The sequence below is a fragment of the Streptomyces sp. W16 genome (assembly GCF_033194735.1).
Lineage (GTDB): Bacteria > Actinomycetota > Actinomycetes > Streptomycetales > Streptomycetaceae > Streptomyces.
On sequence record NZ_JAWOAI010000235.1, the window covers coordinates 1 to 15,029 of the forward strand.

Here is a 15,029-nt window from a genome sequence, read left to right on the forward strand (position 1 = left end):
TGTTCGCACTGGTCGCGCTCACCGCGCCGCTGACGGTCGGCTCCGACGTGTCGAGCGTGACCGACGCTCCGGGCGGCCCGCTGGAGAGCCCGAGCACCCAATTCCCGCTGGGCACCGACCAGTTCGGCCGGAACCTGCTGGGGCTCGTCGTCTGGGGCGCGCGGGTCTCGCTGCTCGTCGGGCTGCTCGCGGCGGTGCTGTCCGTGGCGATCGGCGCGGTGGTCGGGATCGCGGCCGGGCACTTCCGCGGGGCGTACGGGACGGTGCTGATGCGGATCACCGACTGGTTCCTGGTCATGCCGACACTAGTGCTCGCCATCGCGCTGGCCACCGTCATGTCCCGCTCTCTCGGGACGGTGATCCTGGCGATCGGCGTGACGACCTGGCCGACCACGGCCCGGCTGGTGCGGGCGCAGACGCTGGCGGTGGAGTCACGGCCGTACATCGAACGGGCTCGGGCGCTCGGCGGCGGCCACTGGCACGTGATGTCCCGGCACGTCCTGCCCAACGTGATGCCTCTGATCCTGGCCCAGACGACCCTGATGGTCTCGACCGCCATCCTCACCGAGGCGACCCTCGCCTTCCTGGGGCTCGGGGATCCGACGGTGGTGTCGTGGGGCGGACTGCTCCAGGACGCCCGGGAGGCGGGCGCGGTCAGTGCCGGCGACTGGTGGTATCTGGTGCCGCCGGGCATCGCGATCGCCGTGGTCGCGCTGGCGTTCACGCTGTGCGGGCGCGCGGTGGAGTCCGTCCTCAACCCCCGGCTGGGGGTGGCGGGTTGACCCTCCTGGAGGTCCGGAACCTCGAAGTGACGTACCCGGGCGGTGTCGCCGCGGTGCGGGGCGTCGACCTGTCCCTGACGGCGGGTCAGAAAGTGGGCGTGGCAGGCGAGTCGGGCTCCGGCAAGTCCACCCTGGCGCTGGCGCTGCTACGGCTGCTGCCGCCGGGGACGCGAGTCTCCGGGGAGATCCTGCTGAACGGCGAGGACGTGCTGACGATGCGGTGGGGGCGGGTGCGGGCGGTCCGCTGGGCCGGTGCCTCGATCGTCTTCCAGGGCGCCATGCACTCCCTCAACCCCGTGCACCGCATCGGCGACCAGATCGCGGAACCGGTGCTGTTGCACCAGGGGGCGACCGTGGCGCAGGCCAAGCGCCGTGCCGGGGAACTGCTGGAACAGGCCGGACTGCCGGCGGCCCGCGCGACCGCGTACCCGCACGAGCTCTCCGGCGGCCAGCGGCAACGCGTCATGATCGCCATGGCGCTCGCCTGCGACCCGCAGCTGATCATCGCCGACGAGCCGACCACGGCACTCGACGTGATGATCCAGGCCCAGATCCTCGGCCTGATCCAACGCCTCGTCACCGACCAGGACGTGGGCCTGATCATGATCAGCCACGACCTCGCGGTCCTCGCCGACAGCTGCGACCGCCTCGTCGTGATGTACGCGGGCCGCGTGATCGAGGAGGGCCCCGCCCGACAGGTCTACGAGAACGCCCTCCACCCCTACGGCAAGGCCCTGTCGGCATCCTTCCCGCACATCGGCGACCCGGCCTCCCGCTTCGCCCCACGCGGCCTGCCCGGCGACCCTCCCGACCCCGCGGACCTGCCGTCCGGCTGCGCGTTCCATCCGCGCTGCGCGGAGGCGTTGGAGGCTTGCACGACCGAGGACCAGTTCCTGCGGGAGGCCGGTCGGGGGCGGCGGGCGGCCTGCGTTCATGTGCCGGTGGGGGCTGTCGCAGTTCCGGAGCCGACTGTTGGCGTGCCGGAGAGGGGCACCGGGACAGCAACCGGGCCGGTGCCGACTGCTGGTGCGCCGGAGAGGACCGTCAGTACCGGAACAGCGGCCGAGTCGGCTGAGTCGGCCGAGCCCACCAGGCCGGTGCCGACTGCTGGTCTGCCGGAGAGAGGCGCCGGCTCCGGGACAGCAGCCGGGCCGGGCGAGTCCACCGAGCCGGCCGGGGGCGCACTGCCCGGTCGGGCCGCGGGGCGGGCGGAAGACGCGGAGAGATCCGGCTCCGGTCCGGCCGTGGACCTGACCGGGACCACCGAACCCGAGCCGACCACCCACCGAACCGAAACCAGCTCCGGTCCGGCCGTGGACCGAGCCGAACCCACCGGCCCCAGCCCCACCACCGACAACACCCGGGGTCCAGCCACCCCGGCCGGCGACACGAGGAGTGCGCCATGACGATGACGACACCGGCGCCCCTGCTCAGCGCGCAGGGACTGCGCGTGGCCTTTCCCGGGCGGCGTGGCGGCGCGCCCGCCCGGGCCGTGGACGGGGTCGACCTCGACATCCGGCCGGGCGAAGTCGTCGCCCTCGTCGGTGAGTCCGGGTGCGGGAAGACGACGCTGGCCCGCTCGCTGCTCGGCCTGGTGCCGCCGACCGGAGGGCGGGTCACCTTCGACGGAGAGCCCCTCCAGTACTCCTCACGGGCCCTCAAGGCCTATCGCCGCCGGGTGCAGCTCGTCCTCCAGGATCCGAGCGGGTCGCTCAATCCACGGCACACGGTGTACGACGCGGTGGCCGAGGGGCTTCGGATCCATGGCAGCGGCGGCGACGAACGGGCGACGGTCGCTCAGGCCCTGTCCCGGGCCGGACTACGGCCGCCCGAGCGGTTCTTCCTGCGTTATCCGCACGAACTGTCCGGCGGGCAGCGGCAACGCGTGGTGATCGCCGGTGCGCTCGTCCTGGAACCCGAACTCCTCGTCGCCGACGAGCCGGTGGCCTCGCTTGACGCCTCCGTGCGCGGTGAGATCCTGGCCCTGCTACTGCGGCTGCGCACCGAACTCGGCCTGGCCGCCCTGGTGGTGACCCATGACCTGGGGCTGGCGTGGAACATCGCCGACCGGGTCGCGGTGATGTACCTGGGCCGGATCGTGGAGACGGGAGACGCCGAGAAGGTGCTGACGGCTCCTCAGCACCCGTACACCCAGGCGTTGTTGTCCGTGCTGCCCGAGGCGCCGGGCGATCCCGTGGTGCTGTCCGGCGAGCCCCCGAACCCGTCCCGTATCCCGAGCGGCTGCCGGTTCCGGGTGCGCTGTCAGGTCCTGGCGAGCGGGGAGGCGGAGCGGGCGGGCGTCGCTCACCGGTGCCGGACCGAGGACCTGGAGGTGCTGGGCGGCGGCGGGGACGCGCAGGTGGCCTGTCACTGGGCGCGGGTGCCGGACCCCGCCGTATGAGCCGTATGAGCCGTATGAAAAGGCCGGTTCCCGGCACCGTCGTGCGGTGCCGGGAACCAGTGACTGCCATACGGATCAGGCCGCGTGGACCACGTCCTTGACCTCGGCGAAGTGGCACGCCGACTCGTGGGCCGCCGGAGTGTCCGAGTCCTTGAAGCGCTCCGGGATCGCCAGCAGCGGCTCCTCCTGGGCGCACTTGTCCTGAGCCTTCCAGCAGCGGGTGCGGAAGCGGCAGCCGGACGGCGGGTTGGCCGGGGAGGGCACGTCACCGGTGAGGATGATCCGGTCACGGTGCTCGCGGGCCTCCGGGTCCGGCACGGGGACCGCCGACAGCAGCGCCTGGGTGTAGGGGTGCGTCGGGAACTCGTAGATCTGCTCGTCGGTGCCGACCTCGGCCATCTTGCCGAGGTACATCACGCCCACGCGGTCCGAGATGTGCCGGACGATGGACAGGTCGTGCGCGATGAAGATGTAGGACAGGTTGAACTCGTCCTGCAGTCGCGCCATCAGGTTGATGACCTGTGCCTGCACCGACACGTCGAGCGCGGAGACCGGCTCGTCGCAGATGATGATCTCGGGGTTGAGCGCGAGGCCGCGGGCGATGCCGATGCGCTGGCGCTGACCGCCCGAGAACTGGTGCGGGTAGCGGTTGATGTACTCCGGGTTGAGTCCCACGACGTCCAGGAGGTCCTTCACCTTGCGGCGACGGTCTCCTTTCGGTGCCACCTCGGGGTGGATGTCGAAGGGCTCACCGATGATGTCGCCCACCGTCATACGGGGGTTGAGCGAGGTGTACGGGTCCTGGAAGATCATCTGGATGTTCCGGCGGACGGCCTTGAGAGCCCTGCCGGACAGCCGGGTGATGTCCTGGCCCTTGTAGAAGACCTCGCCGGCCGTCGCCGTCTCCAGGCTCATGAGGAGCTTGGCGACCGTCGACTTGCCGCAGCCGGACTCGCCCACGATGCCCAGGGTCTCGCCCTGGTGCAGGTCGAAGGAGATGCCGTCGACGGCTTTCACCGCGCCGATCTGGCGTTTGATCACGATCCCCTGGGTCAGCGGGAAGTGTTTGACGAGGTTGCGCACCTGGAGGATCGGCTCGCCCCGCTCGACGTTCGCGTCGAGGGCGGCGACCGCCTCCTCCTCCGAGTGCACCTCGGCCACCTCGACCTCGGAGACATTGGGCATCGCGTCCTGGGGCTCGTCGGCCTTGGTCGGGTCAGCCATGGATCGTCTCCTTCCAGAAGTGGCACGCGCTGGCGCGGCCGGGCAGTTCCGTGCCGTCCGCCTCGGTCACCGGGACCAGCGGCGGGAACTCCGTACGGCAGATGTCCTGCGCCCTGTCGCAGCGCGGGTTGAAGGCACAACCGGCCGGTACCTTCAGCAGGTTGGGCGGCAGGCCCTGGATCGCGTAGAGCTCCTGGCCCTTCTGGTCCAAGCGCGGGATGGAGTCCAGCAGACCCCGGGTGTAGGGGTGCGCCGGGCGCTTGTACAGCTCGTGCACCGGTGCCGTCTCCACGATGCGGCCCGCGTACATCACCGCGATCTTGTCGGCGACGTCCGCGACCACACCGAGGTCGTGGGTGATGAGGATGAGCCCCATCCGGAACTCGCGCTGCAACTCCGCGAGCAGGTCCATGACCTGGGCCTGCACCGTCACGTCGAGAGCCGTGGTCGGCTCGTCGGCGATGATCAGGTCCGGCTCAAGGGAGAGCGCCATGGCGATCATGATGCGCTGGCGCATACCGCCGGAGAACTGGTGCGGGTAGTCGTTCACCCGCGCCGCGGCGGCCGGGATCTTCACCCGGTCCATCAGCTCGATGGACTTGGCCTTGGCCTCCTTGCGGGACATGCCCTGGTGCACCCGGAACATCTCGCCGAGCTGGAACCCCACGCTGAGCACGGGGTTGAGCGAGGAGAGCGCGTCCTGGAAGATCATCGCGATCCGGGCGCCGCGCAGCTTGCGCCGCTCCTCGGCGCCCATGGTCAGCATGTCCTGGCCGTAGAAACGGATCTCGCCCTGCGGGATACGGGCGGGCGGCATGTCCAGGATGCCCATGATCGCCTGCGCGGTCACGGACTTGCCGGAGCCGGACTCGCCGAGCACGGCGAGCGTCTCTCCGGAGTTCACGGTGTAGTTGACGCCGTTGACGGCCTTGACCACACCCTCGCGGGTCTGGAACTCGACGTGCAGATCGCGCACTTCGAGCAGTGGGCCGGTGTTCTCGTGGTCGCCGGGGCGCTGGGCCGGAACGGCGTCCGTCGGGTCGATGATGGTCACGTACGCCTCCCTCAGCGCATCTTGGGATCGAAGGCGTCGCGAACCACGTCGCCCAGCATGATGAAGGCCAGGACCGTGATGCTCAGGGCACCGGCCGGGAACATCAGCGCGTGCGGCGAGGTCAGGAAGCGGTCCTGGGCGTCACTGATCATCACGCCCCAGGAGATGTTCGGGTACTGGATGCCGATGCCCAGGTAGGACAGGGCGGCCTCGGCGCTGATGTACACACCGAGGTTCATGGTGGTGATGACGATGACGGGGGCGAGCGTGTTGGGCAGGATGTGCCGGAACGCTATTCGCCAGGAGCCCGCGCCCAGGGCCCGGGCGGCCGTCACGTAGTCGTTGTACTTGTTGGCGATGACCTCGCCGCGCATGATCCGGTAGACCTGCGGCCAGCCGAGGATCGCCATGATGAACGACACCGACCAGACGTCGCCGCCGCCCCAGATGGACATGATCAGCAGACCGCCGATGATCAGCGGCAGACCCGCGAACACCTCGGTGATGCGGGACAGCAGCGCGTCGGCCCAGCCGCCGATGAGACCGGCGAGCATGCCCACCAGGCCGCCGATGAGCGTGGTGGCGGTGGTGGTCACGACACCGACGACGACCGAGTTGCGGGTGCCGTAGACGGTCCGCGTGTAGATGTCGCAGCCCTGCACGTCGTAGCCGAAAAGGTGCCCGGACGAGGGCCCGGTCATCGAGTTCTGCAGCTGGCAGAAGCCGTCGGAGAACGGGGAGCGTGCCGTGAACAAACTGGGTGCGATCGCCAGCGCGAGCAGGATCAGGATGATCAACGAGGTCACGATGAACATGGGCCGCTTGCGCAGGTCCGCCCAGCCGTCCCGCAGCAGGCTCGCCTGCCGGGCCGCCGCCTTCTCCTCCGCCTCGATCTCCTTGGCGATGGCGGCCTCGTCGGTGGTGGGCCTTTCTATCGTCTTCTCACTCATAACGGATCCTCGGGTCGAGCACGGCATACAGCAGGTCTACGAGGAGGTTGGCGACCAGGTAGATCAGTACCAGGAGGGTCACCAGACCGACCACGACGGGCCGCTCACGCAGATAGACGGACTGGGCCAACTGACCGCCGATGCCGGGCATGTTGAACACGCGCTCGGTGATGATGGCGCCGCCCATGAGCGCGCCCAGGTCGAAGCCCAGGAAGGTGACGACCGGGATCAGGGAGTTGCGCATCGCGTGCACGCCGATGACCCGCCGCGTCGGAAGGCCCTTGGCGATCGCCGTACGGACGTAGTCGGCACGGACCGACTCCATCATGCTCGTCCGGACGAGTCGGGCGATGTACGCCATCGACGTCGAGGCGAGTACGACGGACGGAAGGATGTAGCTCTGCGGCCAGCCGTGTTCGATGCCGGCGACCGGTGTGATCTTGAGGTTCACACCGAACTCCAGCTGCAGCACGGAGCCGAGCACGAAGACCGGGATCGAGATCAGGACCAGCGTCGAGATCAGCACGACGTTGTCGATGAACTTGCCCTTTTTCAGGGCGGAGAAGATACCGGCGACGATGCCGATCACGGCTTCGAGCGCGAAGGACGTCAGGCCCAGCTTCACCGTGACGGGGAACCGCTCGGAGACGATGTCGGAGATGGCCCGCCCGTTGTACGTCTCACCGAGGTCACCGGTGACGACACCGCTGATGTAGTGCCAGTACTGCTGGTACAGCGGCTCGTTGAGGTGGTAGTGCGCGCGGAGGATCGCCGCGATGTTGGGGTCGGCGCGCTTGTCGCCGGCCAGTGCCTGGATCGGATCGCCGGGCAGAGCGAAGACCAGGCAGAAAATGATGAACGTGACGCCTATCACCACAGGGATCACCTGTAGGAGACGGCGCGCGACGTATCGGCCCATGGGTGCTCCAGAGGGGGGTGCTCGACCCGACCGCGGCCGGGGGGAGGGCACGGTCGGACGGGAGACGGCAGCAAGAGTGAGCAGGGGAAGGCTATTCCTCCCCCTGCTCACCCCGTACTGCTGTGTCAGAACTGCTCGAACCAGGTCAGCTGAGCTTGACCGTGTCCCACAGGATCTGGTGACCGGCGACCTTCATCGACTTGATCTTGTCGCTGAAGCCGGCGTTCATCGTGTAGAAGTACACCGGGATGTACGGCAGGTCCTTGAGCAGGATGTCGTCCGCCGCCTGGTACTTCTTGATGGCGTCCTCGTGCGTCGGGGCCTGGTCGCCCTCGACGAGGAGCTTCTCGAACGCGTCGTTCGTGTAGCCGGAGTAGTTGGAGCCGGTGGTGATGGCGTCCTTCGAGAAGATCGGACGGAGGTAGTCCTCCATGTCCGGGTAGTCCATGCTCCACGCCATACGGAACGCGCCCTGGTACTTCTTGGCGTCCAGGTCGTTCAGGATGGTCTGGAACTGCTCGAACGGCTTGGCCGTCACCTTGATGCCGAGAGCCTGCTGGATCTCGTTCGACGCGGCCTCGACCCACTCCTTGTGGCCGCCGTCCGCGTTGTAGCCGATCTCCAGCGTGTTGCCCGGCAGGCCGCCGCTCTTCTTGTAGAGCTCCTTGGCCTTGGTCGGGTTGTACGTGCAGGCCTCACCACAGGCGCCCTTGCGGTAGCCGTCGATGATCGGGCTGATGTAGTCGTCCGCGGGCGTACGGGCGCCGAGGAAGATCTTCGACGAGATCGTCGCGCGGTCGATCGACATCGAGATGGCCTTGCGGAGGTCCGCGTTCTGGAAGGCCTTGTTGTACTTGATCGGGAAGCCGATGTAACCGACGGCCGAGTCGGCCTCGTCGATGTAACGGCCGTCCAGGTCCTTGTGGTACGTCGGCAGACCCGAGGTCGGGATCGTCAGCAGGCTGTCGAGGTTGCCGGCGACGAGGTCCTTGTAGGCCGTGTCCTGGTTCGAGTAGATCTTGAAATTGACACCCTTGACCTCGATCTTCGAGGCGTCCGGGTACTTGTCGTACTTGACGGTGTCAATTTCCTGGTTGTGCTTGAACGTACCGCTCATCTTGAACGGGCCGTTGCCGATCGGGGCCTCGCCGAAGGCCTTCGGGTCCTTGAAGAACGCCTTGGGCAGCGGCACGAAGGCGGTGAAGGAGAGCTGCGACGGGAACGCCGAGAACGCGCCGCTCAGGGTGACCTGCAGCGTGCTGTCGTCGACGACCTTCAGACCGGACAGCTTGTCGGTCGTGGGCTTCTTGCCCTCGCCCGGGTTGAGGTCCGCGTAGCCCGCGATGTGGCTGAACAGCGGGTTGGTCTGCTGGGCGTTGGTCTGGTTCGCGCCGTAGTTCCACGCGTCGGCGAAGGACTGGGCGGTCACCTTCTCCCCGTTGTGGAAGGTGTAGCCAGACTTCAGCTTGATCGTCCAGACCTTGTTGTCCTTGGACTCGATCGAGTCCGCCATGGCGTTGACGACCTTGTTGTCGGCGTCAAGCTTGGTCAGCCCCGTGAAGAGGGCGTTGATGACCTGGCCGCCCTCGGTCTCGTACGTGTTGGTGGGAACCAGGCTGTTCTGCGGTTCGCCGATCTCCACCGAGACGACGCCGTTGCCCTTGCTGCCGCCGGAACTGTTGTCGTCACCGCCGCCGCCACAGGCCGTTGCGCCCAGCGCCACAACTGCGGCTATCGCAACCCACTTGGCGCTCTTGGCACCACGCATGGGGGCTCCTCCTCATGAGTCCAATGGTTCATCACCTGGGAGAGCGCATGACACATCACCGTCACCGGTGCCTGAAATGGTCAAGTGCTCCCCGCGCTCGATGAGTCGCCGCCTACAGCGAGTGACCCGTGATCCGAGCTCTACGCGCCTAACTATCTGCCATGAGGCGGGACCGAACCATATTCACAAGGTCTCGGTTCGATCACACCTGACGCGTACATCTTCCAAAATCCGGACAAAGGGTTTGGTGAAAGATCCCTGCGAAACGGACTTGTTACACACCTATCGGGCTTGAATGTCCGCATGCCGAACGCGGGGCGCGTGAAAATCCAGTTGCGGTTCAGCGACCGCTGTGCAATCAACACACCCGCACGCCGGAGGCCTGCAACGGCACCCGACAGGGCATGGACAGGATCACGCCAACGGCAGAGTAGTGGGAATCGGTCGGCCTGTGCGGATTCCTGACCAGGACAAGGGATAACCCTGTGTTCGGCCAAACCCTGCGCTTCACATTCCGCCCACCACCAACTCGACCTCGAAACCGTCCGCGTTCTCCAGATAGGCGGCACAGTGATCCGGACCACCCGCATGCGGATACCGGTCCGGGAACATCGAAGTCCAGCCATGCCGGGGGCCCTCCTCTACCAGAGCGTCCAGTTCGGCGCGGCCACCGCGGACATGGAAGGCCAGGTGGTTCAGTCCCGGTCGCATCCGGTCGTGGGCGGTGGCCGGGCGCAGCGCCGGTGACTGCTCGATCACGACGTACGTCTCCCCCATGCGCCAGCTCCGCCCCGCCGGCCAGTTCTGGTACGGCTCGCAGCCGAGGCGCTCCAGGAGCCACTCCCACTGCGGTGCCGCCCGCCCCAGGTCCGCGACCCACAACTCGACGTGATGCAACAACACCCGCCACCTCCTGAGCAGTTGAGAACCCGTCAAGAATGCGGGAGGTCCCGCCACCCCGGTGCGGCGGGTGTGGCAGGCTGCCTCAGTGGTGGATCGGTCATTCGCGGACATGTCGCTCGCCGAGTTGTACGACGGCCTGAATCCGTGGGGCGCGGGGGACGACTTCTGTCTGGACCTGGTGATGTCCGCCCGGGCCGTGCTCGATGTCGGCTGCGGTACCGGGAAGTTGCTGCACCGGGCCCGTCGCGAGGGACATGACGGGCGGTTGACGGGGCTCGATCCCGCCGCCGCCATGCTCGTCCAGGCCCGCCGGCGGGAACCCGGTGTCGAGTGGGTGCTCGGAGAGCTGCGGACCACGACCTGGCACGGCGAGTTCGATCTCGTCGTGATGACCGGGCACGCGTTCCAAGTCCTCGTCCACGACGAGGAGTTGCGCGTGGCACTGCGCGCCGTCCGGGACGCGCTCGCACCCGACGGGCGGTTCGTGTTCGAGACCCGGAACCCGGCGGCCCGCGCCTGGGAGACCTGGACACCCGACCGGGCGCGCCGGCTGACCGGCCCGGACGGCGGTGTCGTACGGGTGTGGCAGGAGGCCGAGCCCGCGCCGGTCGGGGACCGGGTGACGTTCACCGAGACCTTCGAGGGCGGACCCTGGCCGCGGCCACTGACCAGCCGGACCACCCTGCGGTTCCTGGATTGTGCCGCCCTGTCGGGGCTCCTCGCCGAGGCCGGGCTGACGGTCGCCGAGCAGTACGGCGACTGGGAGCGGAGCCCGCTCGCCCCCGCGAGCCCCGAGATCATCACCGTGGCCCGGCCCACGCACTGAGCCCGGACACCCCCAAGTCGGGGGCGCCCGGGCTCAGTTGAGCTGTACCGGTGTATCAGGCGTGCTTGGCGCGGCTCGCGGAGCGACCGCGCTCCTTCTGGTCGAGGACGACCTTGCGGATACGGACGGACTCCGGGGTCACCTCGACGCACTCGTCGTCGCGGCAGAACTCCAGGGACTGCTCCAAGGAGAGCTTGCGCGGCGGCACGATCGCCTCGAAGGAGTCGGCGGCGGCCGAGCGCATGTTGGTGAGCTTCTTCTCCTTGGTGATGTTCACGTCCATGTCGTCGGCGCGCGAGTTCTCGCCGACGATCATGCCCTCGTACACCTCGGTGCCGGGGTCGGTGAACAGCACACCGCGCTCCTGGAGGTTCGTCATCGCGAACGCGGTGACGGCGCCGGCGCGGTCGGCGACCAGCGAACCGTTGTTACGGGTCGTCAGCACACCGAACCACGGCTCGTGGCCCTCGTGGATGGAGTGGGCGATGCCCGTGCCGCGCGTCCCGGTCAGGAACTCGGTACGGAAGCCGATGAGACCGCGGGACGGGACGACGAACTCCAGGCGGACCCAGCCCGAGCCGTGGTTGGACATGTTGTCCATCCGGCCCTTGCGGACACCCATGAGCTGCGTGACCGCGCCCATGTGCTCCTCGGGCACGTCGATCGTCATGCGCTCGACCGGCTCGTGCACCTTGCCGTCGATGATCTGCGTGACGACCTGCGGCTTGCCGATGGTCAGCTCGAAGCCCTCGCGGCGCATCTGCTCGACCAGGATGGCCAGCGCCAGCTCACCGCGGCCCTGCACCTCCCAGGCGTCGGGACGCTCGGTGTCGAGGACGCGCAGCGAGACGTTACCGATCAGCTCGCGGTCCAGGCGGTCCTTGACCTGACGGGCCGTCACCTTGCGGTCCTTGACGGCCGCCTTCGCGGAGGCGCCCTTGCCGGTGCCGCCGCGGCCGACGAGCGGCGAGGTGTTCGTACCGATGGTCATGGAGATCGCCGGCTCGTCGACCGTGATCAGCGGCAGCGCGATCGGGTTCTCGGGGTCGGCGAGGGTCTCGCCGATCATGATGTCCGGGATGCCGGCCACGGCGCAGATGTCACCGGGGCCCGCCATCTCGGCCGGCTTGCGGGTGAGCGCCTCGGTCATCAGCAGCTCGGTGATGCGCACGTTGGACATGGTGCCGTCGCGCTTGATCCACGTGACGGTCTGGCCCTTGCGCAGCTCGCCCTGCTCGACGCGGAGCAGCGCGATACGGCCGAGGAAGTTGTCCGCGTCCAGGTTGGTGACGTGCGCCTGGAGCGGGGCCTCCTCGTCGAACTGCGGGGCCGGGACGTGCGACAGGATCGTGGTGAAGAACGGCTCCAGGCTGTCGCTGTCCTGCGGGACCGTGCCGTTCTCGGGCTTGGTCAGCGAGGCCACGCCGTCACGCGCACACGCGTAGACGATGGGGAACTCGATCTGCTCCTCGTCCGCGTCCAGGTCCAGGAAGAGGTCGTAGGTCTCGTTGACGACCTCGTCGATCCGGGAGTCCGGGCGGTCCGTCTTGTTGATGCAGAGGATGACGGGCAGGCGCTGCTGGAGCGCCTTGCGGAGCACGAAGCGGGTCTGGGGCAGCGGGCCCTCGGAGGCGTCGACGAGCAGCACCACCGCGTCCACCATCGACAGACCGCGCTCCACCTCGCCACCGAAGTCGGCGTGGCCCGGGGTGTCGATGATGTTGATGGTGATGACATCGCTGCCATCCTTCGGGTGGTACTTGACGGCCGTGTTCTTGGCCAGGATCGTGATGCCCTTCTCACGCTCCAGATCGTTCGAGTCCATCATTCGGTCGTCGAGCGACTCGGCGGCGTGCGCGGCGAAGGCACCGGCCTGCTTCAGCATGGCGTCGACGAGGGTCGTCTTCCCGTGGTCGACGTGGGCGACGATTGCGACGTTGCGGATGTCGTGGCGCGTGGCCATATTGCGGCGTACTCCCGGAGAGTGAGGAAGGCCTGCGCGTACGTCTGTGTTACGCGGACCCTGCCGGGCTGGACACGCCACGGCCTTACCCCATCGTACGTGGCGTACGGGGACGGGGCCTCCGCAGGGCCCGGCGGACCCTGCGGAGCGGTGGGTTCAGGCGGCCTTCGCGGCGACCGAGTCCGGGCCGCAGGAGAGGCGGGCGGCCTCACGAGCTGTGGCGTTGCCGGTCCTGCCGGCGCATTCGAGGACGCCGTCGATCGGGATCGTCCAGCTCTCCGCGTGCCCGATGGTGGCCTTGCCTCCGGGGCAGGTGTAACGGAAGTCCGCCTCCACGACCCGCACGGCGGCGTACTGCACGAACCGCCCGGACCCTTCCGGCGCCATGCTGCCGTCGTTCAGTTCCGGTCCCGTGCCGCCGACCTTCGTGAACGACGCCACATCGCTGTCGGAGTCGATCACGCCGGTCTTCTCGCCCAGGGAGGTGAGGATCTCCTTCGCCGCCGGGGCACCGCTCCCGGCCTGCACCGCGATCCGGACCGTGGCCAGTCGCCGCACCTTGTGCTTCAGCGTGCCGCCGCCCTTGCCGAGTGTCTCCACGTCCGAGACGCCGAGCAGCCGCGTCGGCTTCTCGATGTTGATCCAGGTGTAGGTGCCGTTCGCGCACGCCTTGTCGGCGACCGCGGGCTGCGCCCCCTTGGTGCCGGCCGTCGCGCTGTCGCTCGTCTTCCCCGCGTCACCGGACCCGCTCGAACACCCCACGGCCCCGGCGAGCAGCGCCGCGAGTGCGAGACCCACGGCCGACATCCTTCGTGTTCCCCCGTACATGGCCACCCCGTTGTCCTCGTGAAAACCCGCTGTGATCAGGCAGGTGTCACCCTGACTGAGCACAGCGGGCGGGGCAAGCGAGTTGAGGCAGTTCTGAGGCTTCCGGCCGGATCAGCTCCCGGACGACGGGCTCGGCGACATCTTCGCCCCCTTCTTCAGGAAGCCCATGTCCTCGTAGACCGGGGTCTGGAAGCCGAAGGAGCCCGCGTTGACGATGGTCCTGCGGGCGGCGGTGAGCTGGGGGCGCTGGTAGAGGGGGATGGAACCGGCCGCCGCCCAGATGCGGGCGTCGGCCTTGCGGACCAGGGCGGCGGACTCGTCCTCGTCGAGGGTGGAAGCGGCCTGGTCGAAGAGCTGGTCGACCTGGTCGGTGCCGACGCGGGTGTAGTTCTGCTCGACGTTCAGGGAGCCGTCGGCGGCGGGGACCGGCTTGGCGAAGATCGGGCGGGCGTCGGTGGCGGGGAACGCGGACGCGGGCCAGGAGTAGAGGGCGAGGTCGTACTGGCCGGACGCGATGTGGTCCTTGAAGTAGCTGTCGTCGGAGACCTTGGTGATCTCGGTGCGGATGCCGACCTTCTCCAGCATCCGGGAGATGCTGTCGGCGACCGCGCTCAGCGACTCCGAGCCGGTACCGGAGGGGAGCACGAAGCGCAGGGTCAGCGGCTTGCCGTCCTTGGCGAGCGTGCCGGTCTTCGCGCCGGCGGGGGCGGCCGTGCCCTTCGGGGCGTACGCGCCGGGCGCACCGCCCTGCTTCACCTTCCGGCCGTCGTACTGCTTGCCGTCGGCGAGGTGCTTGGAGCCCTCGTCGCCGTGCCCGTGCTTCTTGGTGTGGTCCTGCGGGTCCTTGTTGTCCTCGCCGACGATGTACTGCCCGTCGGAGCCGCCTTCGGACTCGTCGTCGGTCTTCTTGCCCTTCTTGCCCTCGGCGCCGGCCGCCTTCTCGCCCTTGTCCTTGACCGGTCCGCCGGGCACCCAGCCGGCGTCGGCGAGCAGCGCCTGTGCCTCCGAGGTGTCGTGGTCGCCGAGCGCGCCGCTGTTGTCGGCGTACGCGGTCTGCCCGGCGAGCGCGAGGTGGCTGCCGACCGGTACGGCGGGCAGGCCCAGCGGGGTGAGGACGACCTTGGCGAGCGCCTCCCGGTCGAGCGCGCGGGCCACTGCACGCCGGACGCGCTCGTCGGCGAGGGGGCCTTCGGAGCCGTTGAGGGCGAGCTGCGTGTAGGCGGGCTCGAAGGAGCGGCGGACGGTGAAGGCACGCAACTCATCCTGCTGGCGCAGGTACTTGGCGAGCGCCTTGCGCTCCTTCTTGCTGAGCTGCTTCTTCTCCTTGGGGCTCTCGCCCTTGTTCTCGTCCTTGCTCTCGGTGTCGCCCGTGGCGCTCGCGCTCGCGCCCTGGAGCGGGGTGCCGGTGCCC

The 15,029-nt window shown here is 68.6% G+C and carries 13 protein-coding genes; 4 read left to right on the forward strand and 9 right to left on the reverse strand.

Annotated elements, in window-relative coordinates:
• From R6V09_RS28080 to R6V09_RS28090, 3 genes are all read left to right on the forward strand, one after another.
• Nucleotides 1–782, forward strand: a 782-nt coding sequence (locus tag R6V09_RS28080; protein ID WP_317884233.1) for an ABC transporter permease, incomplete at its 5' end; no start/stop codon positions are given.
• Nucleotides 779–2,188 (forward strand): ABC transporter ATP-binding protein, encoded by a 1,410-nt coding sequence (locus R6V09_RS28085; RefSeq protein WP_317884234.1) that lies wholly within the window; start codon nucleotides 779–781, stop codon nucleotides 2,186–2,188. The genes R6V09_RS28080 and R6V09_RS28085, both read left to right, overlap by 4 nt.
• Complete coding sequence (locus R6V09_RS28090; RefSeq protein ID WP_317884235.1) at nucleotides 2,185–3,183, forward strand: ABC transporter ATP-binding protein; 999 nt, start codon at nucleotides 2,185–2,187, stop codon at nucleotides 3,181–3,183. Before R6V09_RS28085 ends, R6V09_RS28090 begins: the two co-directional genes overlap by 4 nt.
• 75 nt (nucleotides 3,184–3,258) lie before the next feature.
• Here R6V09_RS28090 and R6V09_RS28095 read toward each other — a convergent pair whose 3' ends face one another.
• The 6 genes from R6V09_RS28095 to R6V09_RS28120 form a co-directional block, all read right to left on the reverse strand.
• The gene (locus R6V09_RS28095) at nucleotides 3,259–4,407 is read right to left on the reverse strand and encodes an ABC transporter ATP-binding protein (protein WP_317884236.1); all 1,149 of its coding nucleotides are present in this window, start codon (nucleotides 4,405–4,407) and stop codon (nucleotides 3,259–3,261) included.
• Nucleotides 4,400–5,461 carry an ABC transporter ATP-binding protein gene (locus R6V09_RS28100; RefSeq protein WP_317884237.1) on the reverse strand — a complete coding sequence of 354 codons (1,062 nt, stop codon included), beginning with the start codon at nucleotides 5,459–5,461 and terminating at the stop codon, nucleotides 4,400–4,402. The genes R6V09_RS28095 and R6V09_RS28100 overlap by 8 nt, the downstream gene beginning before the upstream one ends.
• Nucleotides 5,462–5,472: 11 nt before the next feature.
• Nucleotides 5,473–6,411 (reverse strand): ABC transporter permease, encoded by a 939-nt coding sequence (locus R6V09_RS28105; RefSeq protein WP_317884238.1) that lies wholly within the window; start codon nucleotides 6,409–6,411, stop codon nucleotides 5,473–5,475.
• A complete protein-coding gene (locus R6V09_RS28110) occupies nucleotides 6,404–7,330 on the reverse strand; it encodes an ABC transporter permease (protein ID WP_317884239.1) in 927 nt (308 codons plus the stop codon). Before R6V09_RS28110 ends, R6V09_RS28105 begins: the two co-directional genes overlap by 8 nt.
• 145 nt (nucleotides 7,331–7,475) lie before the next feature.
• A complete protein-coding gene (locus R6V09_RS28115; RefSeq protein WP_317884240.1) occupies nucleotides 7,476–9,098 on the reverse strand; it encodes a peptide ABC transporter substrate-binding protein in 1,623 nt (540 codons plus the stop codon).
• A gap of 507 nt (nucleotides 9,099–9,605) precedes the next feature.
• A complete protein-coding gene (locus R6V09_RS28120) occupies nucleotides 9,606–9,998 on the reverse strand; it encodes a VOC family protein (protein WP_317884245.1) in 393 nt (130 codons plus the stop codon).
• Between the two features lie 88 nt (nucleotides 9,999–10,086).
• Here R6V09_RS28120 and R6V09_RS28125 point away from each other — a divergent pair, with 88 nt between their 5' ends.
• The gene (locus R6V09_RS28125; RefSeq protein WP_317884241.1) at nucleotides 10,087–10,827 is read left to right on the forward strand and encodes a class I SAM-dependent methyltransferase; all 741 of its coding nucleotides are present in this window, start codon (nucleotides 10,087–10,089) and stop codon (nucleotides 10,825–10,827) included.
• 55 nt (nucleotides 10,828–10,882) lie between these two features.
• On the opposite strand, the gene typA is transcribed toward R6V09_RS28125, so the two are convergent.
• From typA to R6V09_RS28140, 3 genes are all read right to left on the reverse strand, one after another.
• Nucleotides 10,883–12,790, reverse strand: coding sequence for a translational GTPase TypA (gene typA, locus R6V09_RS28130; RefSeq protein WP_317884242.1), 1,908 nt, complete (start codon nucleotides 12,788–12,790; stop codon nucleotides 10,883–10,885).
• 156 nt (nucleotides 12,791–12,946) lie between these two features.
• Entirely contained in the window at nucleotides 12,947–13,588 is a 642-nt protein-coding gene (locus R6V09_RS28135; RefSeq protein ID WP_317884243.1) for a hypothetical protein, read from the reverse strand.
• A 141-nt stretch (nucleotides 13,589–13,729) separates the two neighbouring features.
• The coding region (locus R6V09_RS28140) for an ABC transporter substrate-binding protein (protein WP_317884244.1) at nucleotides 13,730–15,029 on the reverse strand (1,300 nt) is incomplete at its 5' end.

Coding starts and splice junctions, on each gene's coding strand:
- typA (WP_317884242.1), bottom strand. CDS start 12,790: ATGGCCACGCGCCACGACATCCGCAACGTCGCAATCGTCGCCCACGTC.
- R6V09_RS28090 (WP_317884235.1), top strand. CDS start 2,185: ATGACGATGACGACACCGGCGCCCCTGCTCAGCGCGCAGGGACTGCGC.
- R6V09_RS28095 (WP_317884236.1), bottom strand. CDS start 4,407: ATGGCTGACCCGACCAAGGCCGACGAGCCCCAGGACGCGATGCCCAAT.
- R6V09_RS28105 (WP_317884238.1), bottom strand. CDS start 6,411: ATGAGTGAGAAGACGATAGAAAGGCCCACCACCGACGAGGCCGCCATC.
- R6V09_RS28110 (WP_317884239.1), bottom strand. CDS start 7,330: ATGGGCCGATACGTCGCGCGCCGTCTCCTACAGGTGATCCCTGTGGTG.
- R6V09_RS28115 (WP_317884240.1), bottom strand. CDS start 9,098: ATGCGTGGTGCCAAGAGCGCCAAGTGGGTTGCGATAGCCGCAGTTGTG.